We start from the raw sequence: 22,644 nt of genomic DNA, 5'->3' as shown, positions 1-22,644 counted from the left end.
TGACGGACATCCGCCGATTCGGCTACAGGTCAGCCGCTTCGAGGCGGCCGGAACGCCGGGAGATGTGCAACCGCCATGCGCGCGATGGATAGAGTCGGTGCTCGTGCGCGCAGACTCCCGAGCGTTCCACCGCATCCGCATCCTCGCCCTGGTGTCCGGGTTACTCGGATTCCTGCTGGCGGTGATCACGCCGATCCTGCCGGTAAACCAGGACCGGCCGACACTGCGTTGGCCGCAAGGGGATACGGCCGACGTCGCGGCGCCGCTGGTGTCGTACACGCCATTGAGCCTGGACGTGAGCCTGCCGTGCCAGGTGCTGCGAGAACTGCCGACCGGCACGCTGTTCTCGACCGTGCCCGCGGCCTCGGGGCAGGCCGAGTCGAAGGGCCTGGTCGTCAAGGTCACCGACGAGCCCGGCAAGGGACGCACGGTATCGGTGCTGGTGCGGCTGATTCCGCTGCTCAGTGCGCCGGTGGCGGAGATCCAGGACTGCACGGCGGTCACCGTGCACTCGGACGCCGCCGAGACCCGGGTCGAATTCGCAGGGGTGCACCGCCAGGACGGCACGCCCTTCGCCGGCCGGGTCGGCGGGGACACCCGGCCACAGGTGGTGGGCCTGTTCACCGATCTGAAGCGGGATCAGCTCGGGAACGCCTCCGCCACCGTGGATATCGACGCGCGCTTCACCTCCAGCCCGACCTGGCTCAAGCGCATCGCGACGCTCGGGGCGGTGCTGTTCACCCTGCTCGCCCTCTACGCGCTGCACCTGCTGGACACCTCCGACGGCCGCAAGCCGCGCCGTTTCCTGCCCGCGCACTGGTGGCGGGTGCGGCTGGCCGACGTCGCGGTGCTGGGCACGCTGGTGGTGTGGCACATCATCGGCGCCAACACCTCCGATGACGGCTACATCCTGAATATGGCTCGGGCCTCGAAGGTTTCGGGCTACATGGCCAACTACTACCGCTGGTTCGGGGTGGCCGAGGCGCCCTTCGGCTGGCCGTACGAGGTGCTGGCCTGGATGACCCGGGTCAGCGATTCCAGCCCGTGGATGCGCCTGCCCGCACTGCTGGCCGGCATTGTGTGCTGGCTGGTCATCAGCCGGGAAGTGCTGCCGCGCCTGGGTTCACGGGTGCGCCGCGACACCATCGCCATCTGGACCGCGGGACTGGTGTTCCTGGCCGCCTGGATGCCCTACGACAACGGCCTGCGCCCGGAGCCGCTCATTGCCGCGGGCGCGCTGCTGACCTGGTGCTCCATCGAAAGGGCCGTTGCCACCGGGCGTCTGCTGCCCGCCGCCGTGGGCGTGCTGATCGCGGCCTTCTCGCTCGCCGCCGGGCCGACCGGCCTCATCTGCATCGCGGCGCTCATCGCGGGCGCGCGGCCGGTGCTCATGGTCGTCATCAAGCGCGCCAAGGGCCAGGGATCGTGGCTGCTGCGTTACGGCGCGCTGCTGGCGCCCGGCGCGGCCGCCGGAACCCTGGTGCTGGTGGTGGTTTTCGGCGATCAGACCCTCGCCTCGGTCATGGAGGCGACCCGGGTACGCAAGCTCATCGGCCCCAATGTGGCCTGGTTCGACGAGCGCACGCGCTGGGACTCGCTGCTCATGCTCTCCCCCGACGGCTCGCTGGCCCGCCGCTTCGGCATCCTGGCCATGCTGCTGTGTCTGGGCGTGTGCGTGATGGTGATGCTGCGCAAGAACGGCCGCATCCCCGGGACCTCACGCGGGCCGTCGGCGCGGATCCTGGGCATCATCTTCATGTCGCTGTTCCTGATGATGTTCACGCCCACCAAGTGGACCCACCACTTCGGCGTGTATGCCGGACTGGCCGGATCGGTGGCGGCGCTGGCCGCGGTCGCGGTGGGGCTCAACGGGATTCGCTCGCCGCGCAATCGGACGCTGTTCACCGCCGCGGTGTTCTTCCTGCTGGCCATGACCTTCACCGGGTCCAACGGCTGGTGGTACGTGTCCAGCTACGGCGTGCCATGGTTCGACAAGGCGCCGCTCGTCGCCGGCAAGGGCTTCTCCACGCTGTTCCTGGGCCTGGCGGTGCTGTGCCTGCTCATCGCCGCCTACCAGCACTTCCGCGAGCCGTACACGCAGCCGAAGCCGGTGGGCGGCTTCGACAGGTTCGCCAGCATGCCGCTCACCATCGCGGCGGCCGTGCTGGTGCTGTTCGAGGTGCTGTCGCTGGCCAAGGCGGCCGTCGGCCAGTACCCGGCCTACTCCATCGCCGAGTCTAATCTGCGTTCGCTGCAAGGTGATTCGTGCGCGCTGGCCAACGAGGTGCTGGTGGAGACCAATACCGCCGATTCGTTGCTGCACCCGTGGACCGGATCCGACGCCGATGGCCTGTCCGCCGAGAACACCGGATTCACGCCCAATGGCGTCGCCTCCGACCTCACCGCGGACGCGGAGGAGACCGTCACCGGCGGGGCCAACTCGGTGAACGAGAAGTCCGGCAACAAGACGTCCAAGACCACCGGCGCGGGCACCGGCGGCGGCAAGAGCGAAGAGGCCGGCATCAACGGCAGCTCCGTCGCGCTGCCCTTCGGCCTGGACCCGGCCAAGACCCCGGTCCAGGGCAGTTACACCGATGGCGAGCAGCAGGTTTCGAAGCTCACCACCCAGTGGTACAACGCGGAGAAACTGACCACTCTCCGCAATGATCCCGCCTACAAGGTGCTGGTCGTGACGGCCGCGGGGCGCATCCGGTCCTTCAACAAGGACGGTGTGGAGACCTACGGACAGGACCTGTTCGTCGAGTACGGCACCCGCGACGCCCAGGGCGCTGTCACGAACACCGGGCAGATCCGGCCGATCGATATCGGCCCGAGCCCGTCCTGGCGCAACCTGCGCATCCCGCTGGATCAGATTCCCGCGGGCGCCAACGCGATTCGCCTGGTGCTCAATGACGCCGACATCACCCCGCGCCAGTGGCTGGCCGTCACCCCGCCCCGGTTGCCCCGGCTGCAGACCCTGAATTCCCTTGTCGGCGACAGCGCTCCGGTGCTGGAGGACTGGCACGTCGGCCTCGCCTTCCCGTGCCAGCGCCCCTTCGATCACCACGACGGCGTGGCCGAGGTGCCCGAATGGCGCATTCTGCCGGACCGTGTCGGCCAGGACGCCTCCAATGCCTGGCAGGACGACATCGGCGGCGGCCCGCTGGGCTGGACAGGATTGTTGCTCCAGTCGGAGACCCGGCCGTCGTACCTGAATCACGACTGGAGCCGGGACTGGGGCTCGCTCGAGAAGTTCACCCCCTATGTCCCGGGTGCGAACCTCGAGCCGACCCTGGACGTCACCGTCGAGTCCCGCTCCGGCCTGGCCAAGGATTCGCCTATCAAGACGAAATGAAAGGTGACCACTGATTTCGTGAGATGAGGGTAACTCGTCGGGTACGGCCAAAATCGGGTTGGCACCCAACCGCCGGCACGCGTGCAAAACTGGCAACGGATCCCAAGCCGTGCGCCAAGTCTCGGGGCGGCGGGGGGGCTACCATCAGCAACCGTGCCAGACGCCTCCGCTGTACTGACAAAGCCGAATCCCCCGGCGACCGACCCCGCGACACCGCGCGACTATCGCGTCGCGAAGCTCATAGCGATCGTCGCGGGCGTGCTCGGGGCGCTGTTCGCGCTGGCGACGCCGTTCCTGCCGGTGCAGCAGACCCAGGCGGAGGTGAGCTGGCCACAGGGCGGCTCGCTCGATCCGGTGCAGGCGGCGCTGATGTCGCAGGTGCCCATCGACGCGAACGCCACCATCCCGTGTTCCGCGGTCCAGCAGCTGGATCCGCGCGGCGGCATCCTGCTGGCAACGGCGCCGCCGCAGGGCAAGGGCGCGGACCTGGAGGCGCTGTTCGTCCGCGTCTCCGGCGAGAGCGTGGATGTGCTGGACCGGAATGCCGTGGTGGCCAGCGCCACCCGCACCGAGATGAACCAGTGCTCGCAGCTGGTCATCACCTCCGACAGCACCCAGACCTACGCCAATTTCGAAGGCGTCACCCGCACCGTCGAGAAGCCCACCGCCGACGGCGGACGGGAACTGGTCACCGTGCCCGTCGACGGCCGCCTGCTCGGCGATCTGCGCCCCCAGGTGGTGGGCGTGTTCACCGATATGAAAGGCGGCGTGCCGGCGGGCCTTTCGTTCCACATGACCGTGGACTCCCGGTTCTCCTCCGCGCCGACGGTCATCAAGCTGGTGGCCATCATCGCCGCGGTCCTGCTCACCCTGCTGGCCATGGGCGCCCTGGCGGTGCTGGACACCAGTGACGGCCGCGGGCACCGGCGCATCCTGCCGGCGCACTGGCTGAAGCCGACCTGGGCGGACGGCGGCATCATCGGCACCCTGCTGCTGTGGCACTTCGTGGGCGCCAACACCTCCGACGACGGCTACATCCTGACCATGGTGCGGGCGGCCCCGCACGCGGGCTACCTGGCCAACTACTTCCGCTGGTTCGGCGTGCCCGAGGCGCCGTTCGGCTGGTACTACTACGTCATCCAGGCCTTCGCCGAGGTCTCCACCGCCAGCCCGTGGGTGCGAATTCCCGCGCTGCTCTGCGGAATCCTGTGCTGGCTGGTCATCAGCCGCGAGGTGGTGCCGCGACTGGGCAATGCGGTGGCGAAGTCCCAGGTCGCGCTGTGGACCGGCGGCCTGGTGTTCCTGGCCTTCTGGCTGCCCTACGACAACGGCCTGCGGTCGGAGCCGATCGTGGCCCTGGGCGCGCTGCTGACCTGGGTGTCCATCGAGCGGGCCATCGCCACCTCACGCCTGCTGCCCGCCGCGGTCGCGGTGCTGGTGGCGGCGTTCACGCTGGCGGCGGCGCCGACCGGTCTCATGTGTGTGGCGGCGCTGCTCGCGGGCATCCGGCCGCTGGTGCGGATCGTGGTGCGGCGGCGCGAGCAGTTCGGCGATCTGGCCCTGCTCGCCCCCATCGCCGCGGCCGGATTCCTGGTGCTGGTGGCGGTTTTCGCCGATCAGACCTTCGCCGGAATCATGGAGGCCAACCGGGTGCGGCAGGTGACCGGGCCGAATCTGGCCTGGTACGAGGACTATCTGCGCTACTACTACCTGTTCGTCGAGACCGTGGACGGCTCGCTGGCGCGGCGCTTCGCGTTCCTGCTCATGATCCTGTGCCTGATCACCACCATGCTGGTGCTGCTGCGACGGCGGCAGGTGCCGGGCATCGCGAGCGCGCCGACCTGGCGGCTCATGGGCGTGGTCTTCGGAACCATCTTCTTCATGATGTTCAACCCGACCAAGTGGACCCACCACTTCGGTTCGTACGCGGGCATCGCGGGTTCGCTGGCGGCGGTGACGGCGGTCGCCGTGTCCGCCACCGCACTACGCTCCCGGAAGAACCGGTCGGTGTTCCTGGCCGGACTGCTCTTCACCCTCGCTGTGGCCTTCTCCGGCATCAACGGCTACTGGTACGTCTCCAGCTATGGGGTGCCGTGGTACGACAAGACCGTCTCCCTGCACGGCTTCCAGTCCAACACCCTGATGCTGGTGCTGTTCGGGCTGGCGCTGGCCGTGGTGGCCTGGCAGTCGCTGCGCGAGGGCTACGCCAAGCCGATGGCGAACGGGCAGACCAAGCGCGGCCGGCGAGTCCGCAAGTTCGCCGCCATCCCGCTCACCGTGGTCGCCGCGCTGATGGTGCTCTTCGAGGTGGTGTCGCTGCTCAAGGGCGCGGTGCAGCAGTACCCGGCGTACTCGCTGGCGCGCTCGAACATCGACGCGGTCACCGGCAACACCTGCGGGCTCGCCAATGACGTGCTGGTCGAGGGAAATGTCAACAGCGGCAACCTGACCCCCATCGTCGATCCGGCCCACCCACCACTGAACGGCGACCCGCTGGCCGGTGAGAGCCCGGTCGGCTTCTCCCCCAACGGCGTCGCGGACAAGCTGGACGCCGACAGCGTCGAGGTGAAGCCGGGCACCGGCAACACCTCCACCCAGACCGTCGGCCCGGCCTTCGAGAAGGGCCAGAACGCGGGCACCGGCGGCGGCAAGGGCGCACAGGGCGTGAACGGGTCCACCGTGGCCCTGCCCTTCGGCCTGGACCCGGCCACCACCCCGGTCATGGGCAGCTACCAGGACGGCGTGCAGCAGCCCGCCGAGCTCACCTCCAGCTGGTACCAGCTGCCGCCGCGCTCGGACGACTCACCGCTGATCGTGATTTCGGCGGCCGGGCGCGTGATGTCGTTCGACGACACCGGCAATATGACCTACGGCCAGGACATCTTCCTGGAGTACGGCCACCACAACCCGGACGGCACCGTCACCTTCCTCGACAAGTACCGCCCGCTCGACGTCGGCCCGGCCCCGTCCTGGCGCAACCTGCGCATCCCGCGCTCGGCGCTGCCCGACAATGCCGACGCGGTCCGCATCTACGCCCGCGACCCGATCCTGATCGGCGACCAGTGGCTGGCCTTCACCCCGCCGCGGGTGCCGAAGCTGGTGTCGCTCAACAGCTATCTGGGCTCCACCCAGCCCATCCTGCTGGACTGGGCCGTGGGCCTGCAGTTCCCGTGCCAGCACCAGTTCGATCACCGCAACGGTGTGGTGGACGCGGCGCCCAAGTACCGCATCCTGCCCGACCGCCCGCTGGCCATCAGCTCCACCAATACCTGGCAGGCCGAGGAATTCGGCGGCCCGCTGGGCTGGGCGGAGATGCTGTCGGCCTCCAAGACGGTGCCGACCTACCTGAAGGACAACTACGCCCGCGACTGGGGCTCCCTGGAGCAGTACGAGCCGTTCTATCCGGATCCGTCCGACCCGGCCAAGGCCAAGTTCCCCAAGCCCGCGCAGGTCGACACCCACGTGGTGACCCGCTCCGGGTTCTGGTCGCCGGGGAAGATGCGCGTCTTCTGACCCGGGACACGTGACAATCGGTGGCCGCCCGCGACGTCGCGGGCGGCCACTGCTGTTCCGCCTCCCCGGGCCTTCAGCGGGCGGCAAAGAGCCGTTGCCAGTCTCGCACCCGCACCGGAGGTTGAGCGCCGAGCCGATCTCGGTCGTACCCGACGAGTTACCCGGAACCATGCGACATCGGTTGCCGCGTCCCGGACCTTATTTTTTCGCGTCTACGTGCGCCACCCACTCGTAGACGGGCAGACTCCCCTCTGGAGTGTCCTGCCAGCGTGACGTCACTCTGAAGCGCTCGTACCCGCCCCCGAAGGCCACTCGCAGCTCGACGCCCGGTGGCGTGATCGGGACGATCCGCGTTTCGAGGCCATCCGGCCCGCCTTCGAGTAGCGCCAAAGGTGAGGTACTCATAGCTGAAGGCTCTCACATCTGTACGGGTCACCCGATAGATTCAGCGCAATCGGCGAGCCGCCTGAACAAGCGGCCCGTGAGCGGGCGCGGGCCGGCTTCAGGCGGAAGAAATTGGTGTCAGACGAGGCCGAGCAGGCTCAGCAGACTGCTCAGCAGGCCACCGACGATCGGAATCTTCGAGGCGCTGCCGGTGCCCATGCCGCCCACCGGAACCGCGGTGACGCTGATGCCCATGGTCTGGGCGTTGCTGCTGGTGCTGCTGCCGTCGTCACTCGCTATGAGCGTGTACATACCCACGGTGGTCGGGGTCCACTGGTAGGTCGCGTGACCGGTGGAATCCACCGGAGAGGCGCCCACGTACGCGGCTGCGCCGCCGGACGGGCTTGCGATCCAGAAGCCCACCTGGGTGCCCGCGCTCGTGCCGCCGACGGAGGCGGTGACGGTGTAGGTCGTATTGATGTGCGCCAGCCCGGTCCCGGCCGACAGCGCGGTGACCTGTGCGGAGGCGGCCGGTGCGGCGGACAGGACCGCGAGGGCGGTCGCGGCGGTGGCCGCGCCGCCGATGATCGTGTGCCGAATTCGAAGGGTAGCCATTACTGCTTCGCTCCCAAGCTCTCATTTTCGAAATTGAAATGAGATATTTTCACACACGAGGCCGCGTCGCAATGGCCGACGTCGAATCCGCGATGGCACGGCCTGAAACCGGCGAAACAGGCGCGGCTACAACGGAAGCAGATGGTGTTTGCGGGGGTTGGTCGGAGACTTCTTGTCGCGCAACAGGTGCAGGGCACGCCGAATTTCCAGGCGGGTGGTGGCGGGCTCGATGACCGCGTCGATATAGCCGCGTTCGGCCGCCACCCACGGCGTCGCGACGGTGGCGTTGTAGAACTCGATCATCTGCTTGCGCATGGCCGCGCGCTCCGGCTCGGGGGCCGCCGCCAGGGTCTTGGCACCGATGAGCGACACCGCACTCTCTGCGCCCATGACCGCGATCCGGGCGGTGGGCCAGGCCAGATTCACGTCCGCGCCCAGCTGTTTGGACCCCATGACGGCATAGCCGCCGCCGTAGGACTTGCGGACGACCACGGTGACCTTCGGGACCGTGGCCTCCACGAACGAGAAGATGAACCGGCCGCCGCGCTTGATGACGCCGATCTTCTCCTGCTCCACCCCGGGTAGGAAGCCCGGGGTGTCGACGACGAAGACCAGCGGGATTTCGAAGGCGTCGCAGAGCCGCACGAAATGGGCGGCCTTGTCCGAGGCGCGGGCATCGAGCGCACCGGCGTAGACCAGGGGCTGATTCGCCACCACGCCGACCGTGCGGCCGTCCACGCGGCTGAAGCCGCAGATGACGTTCTTGCCCGCGGCCTCACCGAATTCGTGGAACGCGCCGTCGTCGAAGATCCGGAGCAGGATCTCGTGCATGTCGTAGCCGGCATTGTCGGCGTCGGGCACGATGCCGTCGAGTTCCAGATCGGTTTCGGTGATCTCCGGTTCCAGACCGGGATTCACCACCGGCGGCAGCTCCTTGCAGCTCGACGGCAGATAGCCGAGGTACTCGCGCACCCACTCGAAGGCGGCGGCCTCGTCCGGGGCCACGTGGTGGATATTGCCGTACTGGGCTTGGGATTTCGCGCCGCCGAGCTCTTCGAGGCTGACGTCCTCACCGGTGACCTCGCGAATCACCTTGGGCCCGGTGACGAACATGTAGGCCGCTTCGGTGGCCACCACCACGTCGGTATTGATGGGCGCGTAGACCGCGCCGCCCGCGCAGCTGCCCAGGATCATGGAGATCTGAGGCACCAGGCCGGACAACGGTTCCTGACGCCGGCCCAGCTCGGCGTACCAGGCCAGGGAGGTCACCGCCTCCTGCACGCGGGCGCCGCCGGAGTCGTTGATGCCGACCACCGGGCAACCCATCTTGGCCGCGAATTCCATTATGCCCGCGACCTTGCGGCCGAACATCTCGCCGACCGAACCGCCGTAGACGGTCTGGTCGTGCGAGAAGACGGCCACCGGGCGGCCCTCCACCAGGCCGTGGCCGGTGACCACACCATCCCCGTAGAGGGCGGCCTCGTCGCCCGGATTGCGCACCAGCGCACCGACTTCCACGAAAGTCCCGGAATCCAGCAGCATCTCGATGCGGTCGCGGGCCGAGGGAATTCCCTTCCTGGCCCGCTTGGCGATTCCCGCATCTCCCGCCGGCTCCCTCGCGATGTCGAGCCTGTGTCGAAGGTCGGCGAGTTTGTCGGCGGCGGTGCTCACTGGACACTCCTTTCGGCAAAAGTCTACTTTTGCAGAATTCGTGTCGCCTTGGTGCTATTTCGTTGAGGTGTCGATTTCCGACAGTTTCTTGGTGAGATCGGCGCCGATGGTGGCGATCCGCGGCTCGTCGATGATCTGCAGATGGTCACCCGGGATATGGATGATCTCCAGCTCCGGAATGTGCTCGGACCAGCCACCATTCGGGCGACGATCGCCGAAGCGCGGCTCCAGCTCGATCAGGCCGTCGTGGTAGCGGTCGGCCAGGTAGAGCGTGACCGGGCCGTCGTAGTCCGACAGCTCGAGCTTCTGCAGTTCGCGGTTCTCGATGAACGACGTGCGCTGGTGTTCGAGCACGCCACCCGGAATATTCGCGCCGGCGAACTTGACCAGCTCCATAATGATCTGGATCTGCTCTTCGTCCGAGGCCGCGGCCAGCTCTTCCAGCTGCTCATCATCGAGTTCGCCGTTGAAACCGTAGGTCTTCTGCGCGAAGGCCTGGTACCGGCGCATGCGGTCCAGCCGCTCCTCCGCCGTATTGCGCTCGGGCTCAACGGGAATGGCCAGATCGATCAGGCCGACCAAGCGCACATCCGCGCCTTCCGCGCGCATCAGCTGCGCGACGGTCAGTGCGAACACCGCACCCAGCGACCACCCGTAGAAGACGTACGGACCCTCGGGCTGCCGCTTGCGGATCTCCGGAATGTACTGGCGCGCACGCTCTTCGATGGCACCGTCGACCCGCTCGAACCCGTACATCGGAGTCTCGGCCGGGAGCCGCTTCAACAGCGGCTCGTACACCAGGGTGTTGCCACCCGACGGGTGGAACACGAAGACCGGCACGGCATTCGAACCGGGTTCCTTCGGACGCAGGGTGCGGACGAAGCCCTCGACGTCATCGCCGTGCTCCTGGTATTCCGCCACTACGTCGGAGATCTTCTCGATGGTCGTGCACGCGCGAATCCGCTCCGGATCGATCTGGGCCTTCGCGCGCTCGGACAACCGGGCGACCAGCTTGCCGAAGGTCTCGTCGTCGATATCCGGCAGCGGGTTGAAGATGCCGCCCGCCGACTTGCCCGTCACCAATGCCCACGTCGCGAAGACGAGTCGTTCGGGCGCATTGCGCGGCGGGACATTGTCGGCGTCGGTCTCGGCGACCTCCGGCGCGGCCTCGTATTCGGCGACAACCTCTTCGGCCTCGGCCACCACATCGGTGGTCTCGGTCTTGGGCAGCAGCGCGGCCGGGTCCTCGCCCGCGGCCATGGCGGCCCGCGCGGCGGAGATGAAGTCGGCGTCGACGGTGATGTCCTCGCCGGCGGCCTGCCGCGCGGCGATGTCGTCGAGCTGATCGCGATGCTCGATGGCGTAGTGCAGCACCTTGCCGACCTCGAGCAGGCTGGCGTCGCGCACGGCCTGGATCTGCAGCTGCGGAATGTCGAATTCGTATTCCACGCGGTTCTTGATGCGCATGGCCATCAGCGAATCCAGACCCAGCTCCATCAGCGGGATCTCCATCGGGAGATCCTCCACCGCGTAGCCCATGGACTCGGCCACGATGATGGCCAGGCGCTGCTCGATGGTCTGCGTGCCCTTGGGATCCCAGCGCTCGCCGGGAGCCGTCTCGGCCACCTCGACCGCGGCGGCCGGCGCCGCCTGCACGGCCGCGACCGGCTGTGCCACAGCCGATTCCGGCAGCGGCGCGCCGGAGACGACGACCGCGTCGAACAGCGGGCGGAAGGCATTGCCCTCCTTGGCGTGCACCGAGACCGACGCGCCGCCCGGGTGCGGGGTCAGCGTGGTGGTGAGCGTGCCCGCGGCGGGGACCGCGCCGTGCGCGATGGATGCGCCGACGGTGACATCCGAGAGCACCTGCGCGGCAGCGGCATTCACCAGCGCGGCCAGGTCGGTGACGGCCGGGGCCTGCACCTCCCAGACGTGGCGGCCGTCCGGCAGCGCGACATGCGCGCCCGGGACACGAGCATTGCCGGCGCCGCCGCCGAAGCTGCCGGTCACCTTGGGCCAGTACTGCTTACGCAGGAATGCGGTGCGCGGCGCGGCGGCGAAGTCACCGGCGGGCAGCAGCGAGGGCAGGTCCACCTTGTGGCCGTGCACGTACAGCTGCGCCAGCGCGGAGATGACGCCCGCGGCCTCGTCCTCCTTGCGCTTGAGGGTCGGGATGAGTGCCGCATTGTGCACGCCCGCCGCGAAGGTGGTGCCCAGGACCTGCATGAGCGCAACGGAATTCGGCGCGAGTTCCAGGAAGGTGGTGATACCGGTGTCGACGGCCTGCCGGATGGCATTGGTGAAGTACACCGAGCCGCGCATGTTCATGACCCAGTAGTCCACGTCCTGCACGGGCGCGTGCCCGGCGCGGTAGACGGTGTCCTTGTGGACGGTCGAGTACAGGTCGCGCTTGAGCTTGGTGGGCTCGATGCCGGCCAGCTCGGCGGCGAGTTCGCCCAGCAGCATGTCCATCTGCGAGGTGTGGCCCGCGCCGCGGGTCTGCAGCACCCGCGCGAACTTGCCCTCTGCCTCGGCGCGCGCCACGATCGCGTGCACCTGGTCCGGCATACCGCCGATCACCGTGTTGTTGGGCGCGGCGTACACCGCGACCTCGATCTCGGGGAACTCGGTCTCGACGAGCTTGGCGATCTCCTCGGCGGAGTACTCCAGCAGCGCCATATTGCGGACCTGGTCGTCGGTGAGCATGGCCTCGCCCTCGGCCATCAGCCGCGAGCGCGCGCAGATCACCCGCACCGCGTCCTCGAGCGGCAGACCGCCCGAAATGTACGCTCCCGCAACCTCACCCTGGGAGTGGCCGACCACGCCCTCGGGCTCGGCGCCGTGCGCGCGCAGGATCGAGGCCAGACCCACCTGGATGGTGAAGGTACCGACCTGGCCGGTACCGATGTCCCAGTCCATGGAGTCGTCGAGGATCATCTCCTTGACCGAGTACCCGGCCTCGTCCATGACCAGCTCGTCGACCTGATCGACGGCCTTACGGAAGATCGAGTTCTCGGTGTAGAGCTGCTTGCCCATCTTCCGGTGCTGCGCACCGAAACCGGCCATCACCCACAGCGCGCCCTTGGCGGCGGGGGAATCGGCGGTCCAGACGCCATTACCCGGCTTGCCTTCCGCGATGGCCCGCAGGCCCGCGATGGCCTCGTCATGGGTCTTGGCCACGACCACGCCGCGCGAGCGGCCGTGGTTGCGCTTGGCCAGCGTCCGGGCCACATCCTCCAGCGGAGTCGCCTGTCCCGCTTCGGATTCCAGCCAGTCGGCCAGATCCTTGGCGGCGCGCTTGCGCCGCGAGGGCAGGTAGCCCGACACCGGGAGGATCAGCGGCATCGGCTCTTCACGATTGCCCCACTCCGGTTCCGGCACAGCGGTTTCGGTGATGGACTCGGCCTCGGCGACCACGTCGGTGGTCTCGGTGTCGGGGTCGGCGGTCTCGGGAGCCTGCGCAGCGGCGGACGCCGGCACGTACTCCTGGATGACCACGTGCGCGTTGGTGCCACCGAAGCCGAAGCCGGAGACACCGATGGTGGCCTTGCCGCTGTAGCGCGGGAATTCGGTCGGCTGGTCGGTGACCTTCAGGTGCGCCTGGTCGAACGGAATGAAGGGGCTGGGACCCGCGTAGTTGAGGTGCGGCGGAATGACGTTGTGCTGCAACGCCATGATGACCTTCGCGAGGGCCGCGGCGCCGGCGGCGGCCTCCAGGTGACCGAAATTGGTCTTGGCCGAACCCAGCAGAGCGGGCTTGTCGGCCTCACGGCCCCGGCCGATGACACGGCCGAGCGCATCCGCCTCGATCGGGTCGCCGATGGGGGTGCCGGTGCCGTGCGCCTCGATGTAGTCGACCTGGGACGGCGGGATTCCGGCATCTCGGTAGGCGCTGCGCAGTACGGCGGCCTGCGCGTCCGGGTTCGGGGCCAGCAGGCCGTTGGACCGGCCGTCGCTGTTGACCGCCGAGCCCTTTACGACCGCGTAGATGGTGTCGCCGTCGCGCTCGGCGTCGGCGAGGCGCTTGAGCACCACCAGCGCGCCGCCCTCGGAGCGGACCATGCCGTCGGCATCCGACGAGAACGCCTTGATGTGACCGTCTTTCGATACACCGCCATTGGCATCGAACGCCAGCGTCGCGGCCGGCGACAGCAGCACGTTCGTGCCACCGGCCAGCGCCAGATCGGCCTCGCCGCTGCGCAGTGCCCGCACCGCCTGGTGCACCGCCACCAGCGAGGACGAGCACGCGGTGTCGACGGCCACCGACGGGCCACGGAAGTCGTAGAAGTACGAGACCCGGTTGGGGATGATGGCCGAGACGCTGCCCATGATGCCGTAGCCCTCGGCCGACAGCGGCGTGCCCGGATCGGTGTTCCCGACCGCCATGGCCGCGAGGAGCATGAACTCGGTGCTGGTCGAACCGATGTAGACGCCGACCTGCTCGCCCTTGAGGGTGTTGGCGGGAATCCGGGCGTGCTCCAAGGCCTCCCAGGTCAGCTCCAGCGCCCACCGCTGCTGCGGGTCCATACGCTCCACCTCGACCGGCGAGTGGGCGAAGAACTCGGCGTCGAAGCTCTTGAGGACGTCCTGGTCGAGGTAACCGCCCTTGACGTTCGACTTGGCGATCTGCTCCACCAGGCGCGGATCGTCGAGGAACTCCGACCAGCGGCCCTCGGGCACATCCCGGATGGCATCGCCGCGGTTGATCAGGAAGTCCCAGGTGGATTCGGGGGTATCGCCCGCGCCCGGCAGCCGGGTCGAGAGCCCGACGATGGCGATATCGTGCGCCTCGCCCGGCTGGAAACCCTGGGTGTAGAACGAGTCGTCGGCCACCTCGGCCGGAAGGTCGGGCTCCCCATTGATGATTCGCTCGGCCAGCGAGGCGATGGTCGGGTGCTGGTAGACGATGGTCGCGTTCAGCACGACCCCCGTCAGCTCCTCGATATCGCCACCGAGTGCGAGGGCATCGCGCGAGGCCAGGCCGAACTCCTCCATCGGCCGGTCCACGGTGATGTTCTCGATCGGCTGCCCGGTCGCGTCGGCGACCCAGCGGCACAGCCATTCCCGCAGGTCCGCCACCGACATGTCGGCCGCGGCAGGTTTCTGCGCGGTCTCGCCCTCGGCCGCCGGTGCGTTCTCGCTCGTCTGGGTGGGGTCCGTGCCCTCGTTCTCAGCCATCAGTTCCTCAAGCTACCTGTCTGCTCACGGTGCGCGGCGGTGTTATCGGGACTCTCGCCGTTCCCTGCCCGAACGGCTCTGTCTTCGCGTGCCGGAACGGCACTGCCTTTCATGCATGAATGGCGCGAACCGAACGGGCTCGCGCCATCCAACTTCGAGACGGTCGTCTCACTCCTCGTCTGGTGCATCGGGGAAGGCCTGCTGCGTGTAACCACCACGCAGTGTGCCTCCGATGTACTCGGCCTTGCAGGCGCGACGGGCGATCTTGCCGCTGGAGGTACGCGGAATCGACCCGGCCGGAACGAGGAGGATGTCACGCGCGGTGACACCGTGCCGGGACGAGATGGCCGCGCGGACCGCGTCCGCGATGGGCCCCGGATCGGCCTTGCCCGCGCCCGGGCCGCGCTCGGCCACGATGACCAACTGCTCGCTGGCGTCGTCGGCGTCGTACTTCAGGCCCGAATGGCTGTCCTGCGCAAAGACTTCGGCGGGCAGCTGGTTGGCGGGCACCGCGAAGGCGGCGACGAAACCGGGACGCAGCATGGTCGAGGCCTCCTGCGCGGAGTACTCCAGATCCTGCGGGTAGTGGTTGCGGCCGTCCACGATGACCAGGTCCTTCACGCGGCCGGTGATGTAGAGCTCGCCGTCCACGTAGACGCCGTAGTCACCGGTGCGCAGCCAGATGCCGTCGGTCGGCACGCCCTCCGCGTGGCTGCCCTCGGACAGTCGATGCGCGAGCTGGTTACGGAAGGTCTTCTGGGTCTCCTCGGCGCGGCCCCAGTAGCCGATGCCGATGTTGTTGCCGTGCAGCCAGATCTCGCCGACCTGCCCGTCGGGCAGCTCACGCGCGCCCTCGGGAGAGTCGATGGAGTCGCCGTCCACGATGGTCGCCCACTGCGACAGCGCGATGTAACCGCAGGACACCTGGGCGATGGTGTTCTCCGTGCCCTGCTCGACCTTCTTCACGCGACCGGCATTGAGCTCCAGCCGGTCCACGTAGATGACCTTGGCCTCGTCCTCGTGCCGGGTGGCCGACACGAACAGGGTGGCCTCGGCCATGCCGTAGCACGGCTTGATGGCGGTCTTGGGCAGGCCGTACGGGGCGAACGCCTCGTTGAACTTCTTCATCGAGGTGGTGGTCACCGGCTCGGAGCCGTTGATCAGGCCCAGCACGTTCGACAGGTCCAGCGACTCGCCCGGCTTGGGCAGACCGCGCACGGCGGCGTGCTCGAAGGCGAAGTTCGGTGCGGCGGCGAAGGTCCCGGCGCCGTCGGACACCGCGGCCAGCTCGTTGATCCAGCGCGAGGGCCGGCGCACGAACGAGGCCGGGGACATGATGGTGATGTACTTGCCGCCCACGGCGGGCAGGATCACGGTCAGCAGACCCATGTCGTGGTACAGCGGCAGCCAGGTCACACCGCGCGAATTCTCGTTCAGATCAAGCGCGTTCACCATCTGCAGCACATTGGTGCCGACACCGCGGTGGGTGATCTCGACACCGGCGGGCACCCGGGTGGAGCCGGAGGTGTACTGCAGGTAGGCGATGTCGTCGACCACGATGTCGGGGCGGATCCAGGACTCCCCGACGCTGTCGGGAATCGCGTCGACGGCGATGATGCGCGGGCGCTGGGCCGCGGGCAGCGACCGGAAGAACTGGCGGACACCGGCGGCGGAGGAGCTCGCCGTCAGGATCGCGGAGGGCGTGCAGTCACCGAGGACCGCGTGCAGGCGATCGGTGTGGCCCGGCTCGTCCGGATCGAACAGCGGCACGGAGATGGTGCCCGCGTAGATGGCGGCGAAGAAGGAGATGACGTAATCCAGGCCCTGCGGAGCCAGGATCGCGACCCGATCGCCCCGCTTGGTCACCTGCTGCAGTCGGGCGGCCACCGCGCGCAGCCGCGTACCGAACTGACTCCAAGTGAGGTCCTGGTACTCACCGTCGCGCTCGCGTGAGTAATCGATGTAGCGGTAGGCCAAGTCATTGGCATCGTTACCGTGAGTGTGCTTCTCGACGTAGTCGACGAGGGTGCGTCCCTCGGGAATCGTGATGTTCCCCGTTTCGTCGAGGTAATCGTCGAAAGTCTCGTCCATTCCTTCTTCTCCTCCGAGGCACACGCGGCATGAGACGGCATGCATTGCCGCTGTTACCTGTGAGGCCCCGACTCTCTTCGCCCGCGGGAGCTCCATGCGAGAGCCAACCTGCAGAATTGTGTTGCGGTCTGCGCGGTGACCGTCTAATGGCTAGATGTTCTCAAACCAGGGACATGTTACAGAGGGGCCGCCCGGCCATGCTTCGGAGCGGCCGAACATCTCCCAGCTCACACCTCTGGACTAGTGCTTCACCGGCGCGAATGCCTCCAAATGGGTGGGGAGCGCCCCACATAGGACACAACTAGGACTGGATGTGAGTTGCCGCACCCACCGGGTCTCGGCAGTGTCGCAACCCGGAGCACTTTACCGGGTGACCCCGAAACTGGGGGGCCTGTGTCCGATTGCCCTCCGCTGCGCTCCGGGCGGGTTCGCGGCCCTGTTACCTCGGTCTTCCTTCCTCCGCTCCTCCGCTTCGCTCCCGTTCCCGTTCCAAGGCGCGGGTCTACGGAGCCGCGGTCCAGACCGAGGCGGCCGCGAACAACCTGGTGATCCGCGAAAGAGCGGGTGCGAAGCCGCATTCCGAAGGCTCCGCTCCGACTGGCTCGGGGTGGAGCATGCCTACCCATGAAGGGTGGCTGCCCTCACATAGGGAAGCCTGAGCGGATGCTTACGTATGTGCTGGGTGCGGAGCGTTTTCGATGAGACCCGACGCCCAGTTCACCGTCCACTCGGTGGCGGTGGTGCCGTTGTCGTCCACCTGGTAGCCGTTGTAGAGGCTGTGCACCGGATTGCCCGCGGCGCGGACCAGGATGTTCAGGCTGCCGAGGATATTGTTCGGGCTCAGCGCCTGGCGAGGGGAATCACAGATCAAATCGCCTGCGGCACAGATGGTGAAGGTGCGGCCGGTGAGCTTGCCGTAGCCGCCGCGCTGTCCGGTCATGGTGATGCCCGGGACGTTCAGACCCTTGAGTGCCACCTCCGCGCCGACGCCGGGCGGGGTCGGGCCTATCTCGATGGCCTCGCCAGGATCGCCGACATCGCGGCGGCCGTCGGCGATGGTGGTCACGCCCAGCACCAGGTCCTCGGCCACCGGGCCCTTGCCCGCGCCGATCTGCGCGGCGAGATCACCGACGATCACCGCGCCCTGCGAGAAACCCGCCAGAACGTAAGTGGTGAGCGGACATTGGGCGGCGGTCTGCGCGAGCTTGTCGCTGGCCCGCTTGGCGCCCTCGGAACGGCTGTTGTTGTAGGAGGACTGCCCGTCCGGCGGAATGGCGACCGGGTTGGAGAACTGCGCGACGTACGGGACGGTGTAGACCTCGACCCGCTCATCGGGGAACTTGGCCCGAATCGGGTTGGAGATGTTCAACATCAGCGACGCCGGGTTCGCGGCCGGGCTGTAGGGGTCGTCGTTGCTGTTCGACTCCCAGGTGCCGGGCACGGACAGCATGAGCACGTCCGGGCAGGTGGCCGGCTGCGAACTCGGACGGGGCGGGGCCGGCGGCTTGGGGCCGGGCAGCCGCAACCGTCCGGCCAGCAGGTACCACAGCAGCAGCGCCACCACGACCGCGATCACGATCGCGGCGATGGCGAGCAGCAGGCAACCCACCGGCCGCGACCGGCGCTGTCCGATTCGGCGTCGCATCGTCACTTGTTGCAGTAGCTCTTCGAGGCGACGTCGTAGTAGATCTTGCCCGCCTGCTCGACCGTCATCTTGGACGGATCGAAGGACGGATCGGAACCGGCGATCGCGGTCACGTAGGTGATGATCTGATCCTGCGGGGCGTTCTCCGACTTACCCTGGCACACCAGATTGGCCGCGGTGATGGCGATATCCGGGGAACCCGGGGTGATACCGGCCTTCTTCAGGTCGTCGAGGAAGCTCTTCTCCTTGTCCGACAGCGCCGGGGAGCCGTTCGGGGTGGTGATGAACTGACTCGGCACCGGCGCCGGGCGCTCGGCCGTGGAGCTGGGGGTCCCGGCATCCGGCGCGGCCTGCGGAGCCTGCTGGTCCGTGGACGGCGCCGCCTCGCCCGGGGTGGTGGGCGCGGCGGCCGTGGTCTTGGTGGTGGTCAGCGTGGGCGTGCTCTTGGCGGTCGAGTCATTGCTACCGCAGGCGGCGAGCAGTCCAGCGGCGGCGAGGGCGGCCACCACTCCGAATACCTTTCCACGGGTACCGTGCATCAATTCGCTTCCTATATCTGTCCAGGGGCAAGAGGTCGCCCCCAGGCTAGCCGCAACCCGGGACGGAGTCCCGGGCCACAACGGAACCACATCTACTTCTTAGGGCTGATTAGGGCTGTTCGGCCGGGAAGTCTCAGTTGGGACGGACCTCCGGACCCAGCGCCGGAATGGGCGCGGGCTGGGCCGGATCCGCAGGTGAGGGCTCGGGCGCCGAGGCCGGAGCCGTGGTGGGTGCCGGGGCCGGAGCCGCGGCAGGCGCGGGTGCCGGAGCAGGCGCGGGGGTCGCGGCGGGGGCCGGCGCGGCAGGGACGACCGGGGCGGCGGGGGCGGCGGCCGGGGTCGCCGGCACGGGGACCGGAACCTCGGGGGCGGGGGCCGGCGGCGCCGGCTGCGGCAGGGCGGGCAGGCCCGGCAGCGGGAGTGCGGGCTGCTGGGCGGCCGGCCGGGCCGGGTCCGGCTTGGGCTGCTCGCTGCCGGGGATGGCGATCGGGCGGCCGTCGAGGGTGGCCGCGGCGGCCCGGCCGTCGCGGATGGTGATGGTGCCGCCCTGGAAGGTCTGCTGGGTGCCGCCCGGGGCCTGGCTCTCGTCGGAGATCGGGTAGCCGAGCGGTCCGTTCTCGAATCCGGTTGCGCCCCAGGCGTCCATGATCGGACCGGTCCGCACGCCCCAGGCGCCCGAGAGCGGACTCCAGTAGATATTGCCGCCCTCGAAGCCGGACCAGCGGCCGAAGTCACGCAGCGGCTGCTCACCCGAGGTCGGGAATCCGTAAGGGCTGTTCTCGAATCCGAACTGTGCGTACTTGCCCAGGATCAGGCCCTGCACCATGTGCGCGCCGGTCTTGGCGCTGAAGTACATGGGCCCGTTCTCGAAACCCTGCACCGCGCCGTCCTTCTGGGGCGTCCGGGCCTCCTGGCCGGTGGGGTACCCGGCCGGGCCGCGCTCGTAGCCCTGCCTGGCCCATTCGTCGAGGATGGCCCCGCGCACCGCCTGCGCACCGGTCTGCGGGGTCCAGTAGATCGACCCGTGCTGGAACGGCTGCAGTCGGCCGCGGCCGTCGGGCAGGCCGCCCTCGCCCGCGATCGGGAAGCCCAGGGGGCCTGCCGCCGTGCCCAGTCCGCCATAGCTGCCGCCGATCGCACCGGCCACCGGCTGGGCGCCGGTGGCCGGCGAGAAGAACACCTTGCCGCCGCGGAAGTCCTGGGCCACGCCGCCGGGCAGCAGGTACTCCGCGGTGAGACAGTCACCGAGCCAGGAGTTGCCCTGCGCCACCGGCGCGATCGCGCCACCGGTCCTGCAGTCGACGGGGGTCGAGTCCACGCCCAGCGCGGTGGCCGTCTGCGGCCAGGCCTGGCGCATCTCGAAATCCCAGTACGGCCAGGTGTGGGTGCCCGACTGGCGGTAGTTCACCGAGACGGGGATGTTCAGCTTGTTGAGCTTGGCCACGAAGTTCTGGGTGCTCAGCCGGGACAGCACCTCGAGGCCCAGGCCCGCGTAATTGGTTGTGATGCCCGGAATGTCGGAGAGCGGGTCGGTCGTGCCCGCGACGCCGTTGCCGCTGGAAACGTAGAGGGCCACGCCCTTGAGCTTGTCGGCCAGCTCGTAGGGGTCGTGTTCCTTCCAGGCCGGGCTGCCCGGCGGGCCGAACATCTTCGACGAGTCGAAGCCGCCCGCGTCGTGCATGGCGAAATCGACCGCCTGCGGCATACCGAGCGAGGTCAGGGTGAGGAAGCCGGAGTAGGAGGCGGCCGAGCGCACCCAGCCGGGATTGCGGGCGGCCAGCATCATGGCCGCGGTGCCGCCCATCGATAGTCCCTCCACCGCACGCGCATCGGTGGCGCGGAACTGGCTCTCCAGCAGCGGCGGGAGCTCCTTCACCAGGAAGGTCTCCCACTGGTAGTTGTGGCCGTTGTCGGGGGCCAGCCAGTCGGCGTAGAAGCTGGACTGGCCGCCGATGGGCAGCACCACCAGGGAATTCTTGTCGGCATAGAAGCCGGCCGCGCTCGCGTCCTTGGTCCAGCCGTTCTCGTCGTCGGTGGCCCGCAGACCGTCGAGCATGTAGACGACGGGGAACCTGGCGTCCGGCTTGGCGTTCCAGTCACGTGGCAGCAGCAACTGGACTTCGACGGGTGTGCCGGTGGCCGGCGAATTCACCCACAGGGCGACCCGGTGGTCGTTGAGCCACGACATCTTCTGGATGGACGCCGCGGGAGCGGCGGGCACATCCGGTGCGGCGCTTGCCGGTCCGCACTGCGCGAAAGTGCCCGCGGCCAGCGGAAACAGCGCCGCTACAGCACATGCCATCCAGCGCATGCGCCTTCCTTTGATCCCACGGACAACTCCAGCCACACAAGTGTTGTACCTCCGGAAGCGCGCGAGTCCCGGCAGGACACACGGAAACCAGCCGTTCCACAGCAAACGTCCAGTTTCTTACCCGCCTCCCCGCGCCTTCAGCGCACAGCTGAGATCCGTCGGCGTCCCCACGCGCGTGCAGGCGGTCGGGTGGCAAACCTATTTGGGCGTACCCCTGGAGTTACCCCGACCGCCACGAAATCAGCTGTCGCGTTGGCATACGTCCGGAATCAAACCCCCAGTGCGGCGAGGATGTCGGGGCGGGCGGTGGCCAGTTGGTCCTGCCAGTAGGGCCACGAGTGGGTGCCCGCGACCTGGAGGTTGTAGTGGGCGCCGATGCCGAGCTGGGTCATCCGGCCCACGAACGAGAGTGTGTTCACCATCGACAGGGCTTCCAGCACAACGGCATTCGTGGTGTTGAAGATGCCGATGGGCGAGTCCGGGTGATCGTGCCGGCCGAGCGCGCCCCAGGACGCGGAGATGAACATGGGCAGGTTGCGGAGCTGCGGCGCGAAGACGAACGGGTCCATGCGCAGCCACTGCGGGCTCCACGGCCAGGCCATCGAATCCACATTGAACCGGCCGGCGTCGAGCATGGCGACGCGGATGGCCTCGCGCATGCCGGGCGCGGAGATGTTCAGGTAGCCGGAGAACGAGGAGGCGTGCTTGAACTGGTCGCGGTGATAAGCGGCCAGCGCCAGTGCCGCCGACCCGCCCATGGACAGTCCGGCCACCGCATTGTTGGTGCGGGAGACGCCGTAGCCCTCGAGGAAGGCGGGCAGCTCGTCGGTCAGGAAGGTCTCCCACCTGTAGGTGAACTTCTGCCCGTTGGTGTTCGACGGCGCACGCCAGTCGGTGTAGAAGCTGGACTGCCCGCCGACCGGCATCACCAGGGTGACATTGTCATTGGCGAACTGCTGCAGGGCGTTGGTCTCGAAGGTCCAGGCATTGGAGTCGTCGCGGGCGCGCAGGCCGTCGAGCAGGTACAGCGCCGCATCGCCGCCGTGCGCGGCCCACTGCACCTGCACCTTGATCGGGCCCATGCTGGAGGGCACCATCAGCTCCTCGAAGCCGCCCTCGCGGGCGCGGTGCTGAGGATGCGCGGGCATGGCGAGGGCAGGCCCCGCCAGCGCCGGGAGCGCCAGCACGGCCGCGGCGACCGCGAGGGCGCGCCGCCAGCCGCGTCTGACGCGGGCGCGTCCGGACATCCGAATCGAACCGTGCTGCGGGCATGACGAAGCGCCCTGTACTGCCATAGAGATCGATCTCCTGAACCGCAGGGGGAACCACACCGACGTGACGG

Annotated in this window: 10 protein-coding genes and 1 pseudogene; 2 read left to right on the top strand and 9 right to left on the bottom strand. The window is 68.4% G+C overall.

The features are described 5' to 3' along the window. Positions 1–103: 103 nt before the first annotated feature. On the top strand, positions 104–3,355 hold the full coding sequence (locus ACQP1O_RS00680; RefSeq protein ID WP_433564011.1) for an arabinosyltransferase domain-containing protein: 3,252 nt from the start codon (positions 104–106) through the stop codon (positions 3,353–3,355). 153 nt (positions 3,356–3,508) lie between these two features. After that, positions 3,509–6,868, top strand: a complete 3,360-nt coding sequence (locus tag ACQP1O_RS00675; RefSeq protein ID WP_433564010.1) for an arabinosyltransferase domain-containing protein — start codon at positions 3,509–3,511, stop codon at positions 6,866–6,868. A 198-nt stretch (positions 6,869–7,066) separates the two neighbouring features. On the opposite strand, the gene ACQP1O_RS00670 is transcribed toward ACQP1O_RS00675, so the two are convergent. From ACQP1O_RS00670 to ACQP1O_RS00630, 9 genes and pseudogenes are all read right to left on the bottom strand, one after another. Next, a complete protein-coding gene (locus ACQP1O_RS00670) occupies positions 7,067–7,273 on the bottom strand; it encodes a DUF5988 family protein (RefSeq protein WP_433564009.1) in 207 nt (68 codons plus the stop codon). A 117-nt stretch (positions 7,274–7,390) separates the two neighbouring features. Continuing rightward, complete coding sequence (locus ACQP1O_RS00665; protein ID WP_433564008.1) at positions 7,391–7,867, bottom strand: hypothetical protein; 477 nt, start codon at positions 7,865–7,867, stop codon at positions 7,391–7,393. Positions 7,868–7,993: 126 nt separating this feature from the next. After that, positions 7,994–9,538 carry an acyl-CoA carboxylase subunit beta gene (locus ACQP1O_RS00660; protein WP_433564007.1) on the bottom strand — a complete coding sequence of 515 codons (1,545 nt, stop codon included), beginning with the start codon at positions 9,536–9,538 and terminating at the stop codon, positions 7,994–7,996. Between the two features lie 54 nt (positions 9,539–9,592). Beyond that, positions 9,593–14,716, bottom strand: coding sequence for a polyketide synthase Pks13 (gene pks13, locus ACQP1O_RS00655; RefSeq protein WP_433564006.1), 5,124 nt, complete (start codon positions 14,714–14,716; stop codon positions 9,593–9,595). 168 nt (positions 14,717–14,884) lie between these two features. Further along, positions 14,885–16,807: a long-chain-fatty-acid--AMP ligase FadD32 gene (gene fadD32 / locus ACQP1O_RS00650; protein ID WP_433564005.1), complete on the bottom strand. Its 1,923-nt coding sequence runs from the start codon at positions 16,805–16,807 to the stop codon at positions 14,885–14,887. Between the two features lie 667 nt (positions 16,808–17,474). Then, positions 17,475–18,452, bottom strand: coding sequence for a cutinase family protein (locus ACQP1O_RS00645; protein WP_433564004.1), 978 nt, complete (start codon positions 18,450–18,452; stop codon positions 17,475–17,477). A 2-nt stretch (positions 18,453–18,454) separates the two neighbouring features. Beyond that, complete coding sequence (locus ACQP1O_RS00640; RefSeq protein WP_433564003.1) at positions 18,455–18,991, bottom strand: DUF732 domain-containing protein; 537 nt, start codon at positions 18,989–18,991, stop codon at positions 18,455–18,457. Positions 18,992–19,505: 514 nt separating this feature from the next. Continuing rightward, a pseudogene (locus tag ACQP1O_RS00635) lies at positions 19,506–21,293 on the bottom strand (alpha/beta hydrolase-fold protein); the annotation flags it as partial. A gap of 278 nt (positions 21,294–21,571) precedes the next feature. After that, the gene (locus ACQP1O_RS00630) at positions 21,572–22,549 is read right to left on the bottom strand and encodes an alpha/beta hydrolase (RefSeq protein WP_433564002.1); all 978 of its coding nucleotides are present in this window, start codon (positions 22,547–22,549) and stop codon (positions 21,572–21,574) included. Between the last annotated feature and the right edge of the window lie 95 nt (positions 22,550–22,644).

Origin of the sequence: Nocardia sp. CA-151230, from assembly GCF_050942175.1 — a bacterium.
Taxonomy (GTDB): domain Bacteria; phylum Actinomycetota; class Actinomycetes; order Mycobacteriales; family Mycobacteriaceae; genus Nocardia.
Note: the sequence above shows the minus strand (reverse complement) of the source record. Positions and strands in the feature narration are given on the sequence as shown.

Excerpts from the sequence above, each read along its gene's own strand:
- fadD32 (WP_433564005.1), bottom strand. The coding sequence starts at position 16,807 with ATGGACGAGACTTTCGACGATTACCTCGACGAAACGGGGAACATCACG.
- ACQP1O_RS00640 (WP_433564003.1), bottom strand. The coding sequence starts at position 18,991 with ATGCACGGTACCCGTGGAAAGGTATTCGGAGTGGTGGCCGCCCTCGCC.
- ACQP1O_RS00630 (WP_433564002.1), bottom strand. The coding sequence starts at position 22,549 with ATGTCCGGACGCGCCCGCGTCAGACGCGGCTGGCGGCGCGCCCTCGCG.
- ACQP1O_RS00645 (WP_433564004.1), bottom strand. The coding sequence starts at position 18,452 with ATGCGACGCCGAATCGGACAGCGCCGGTCGCGGCCGGTGGGTTGCCTG.
- ACQP1O_RS00665 (WP_433564008.1), bottom strand. The coding sequence starts at position 7,867 with ATGGCTACCCTTCGAATTCGGCACACGATCATCGGCGGCGCGGCCACC.
- ACQP1O_RS00670 (WP_433564009.1), bottom strand. The coding sequence starts at position 7,273 with ATGAGTACCTCACCTTTGGCGCTACTCGAAGGCGGGCCGGATGGCCTC.
- pks13 (WP_433564006.1), bottom strand. The coding sequence starts at position 14,716 with ATGGCTGAGAACGAGGGCACGGACCCCACCCAGACGAGCGAGAACGCA.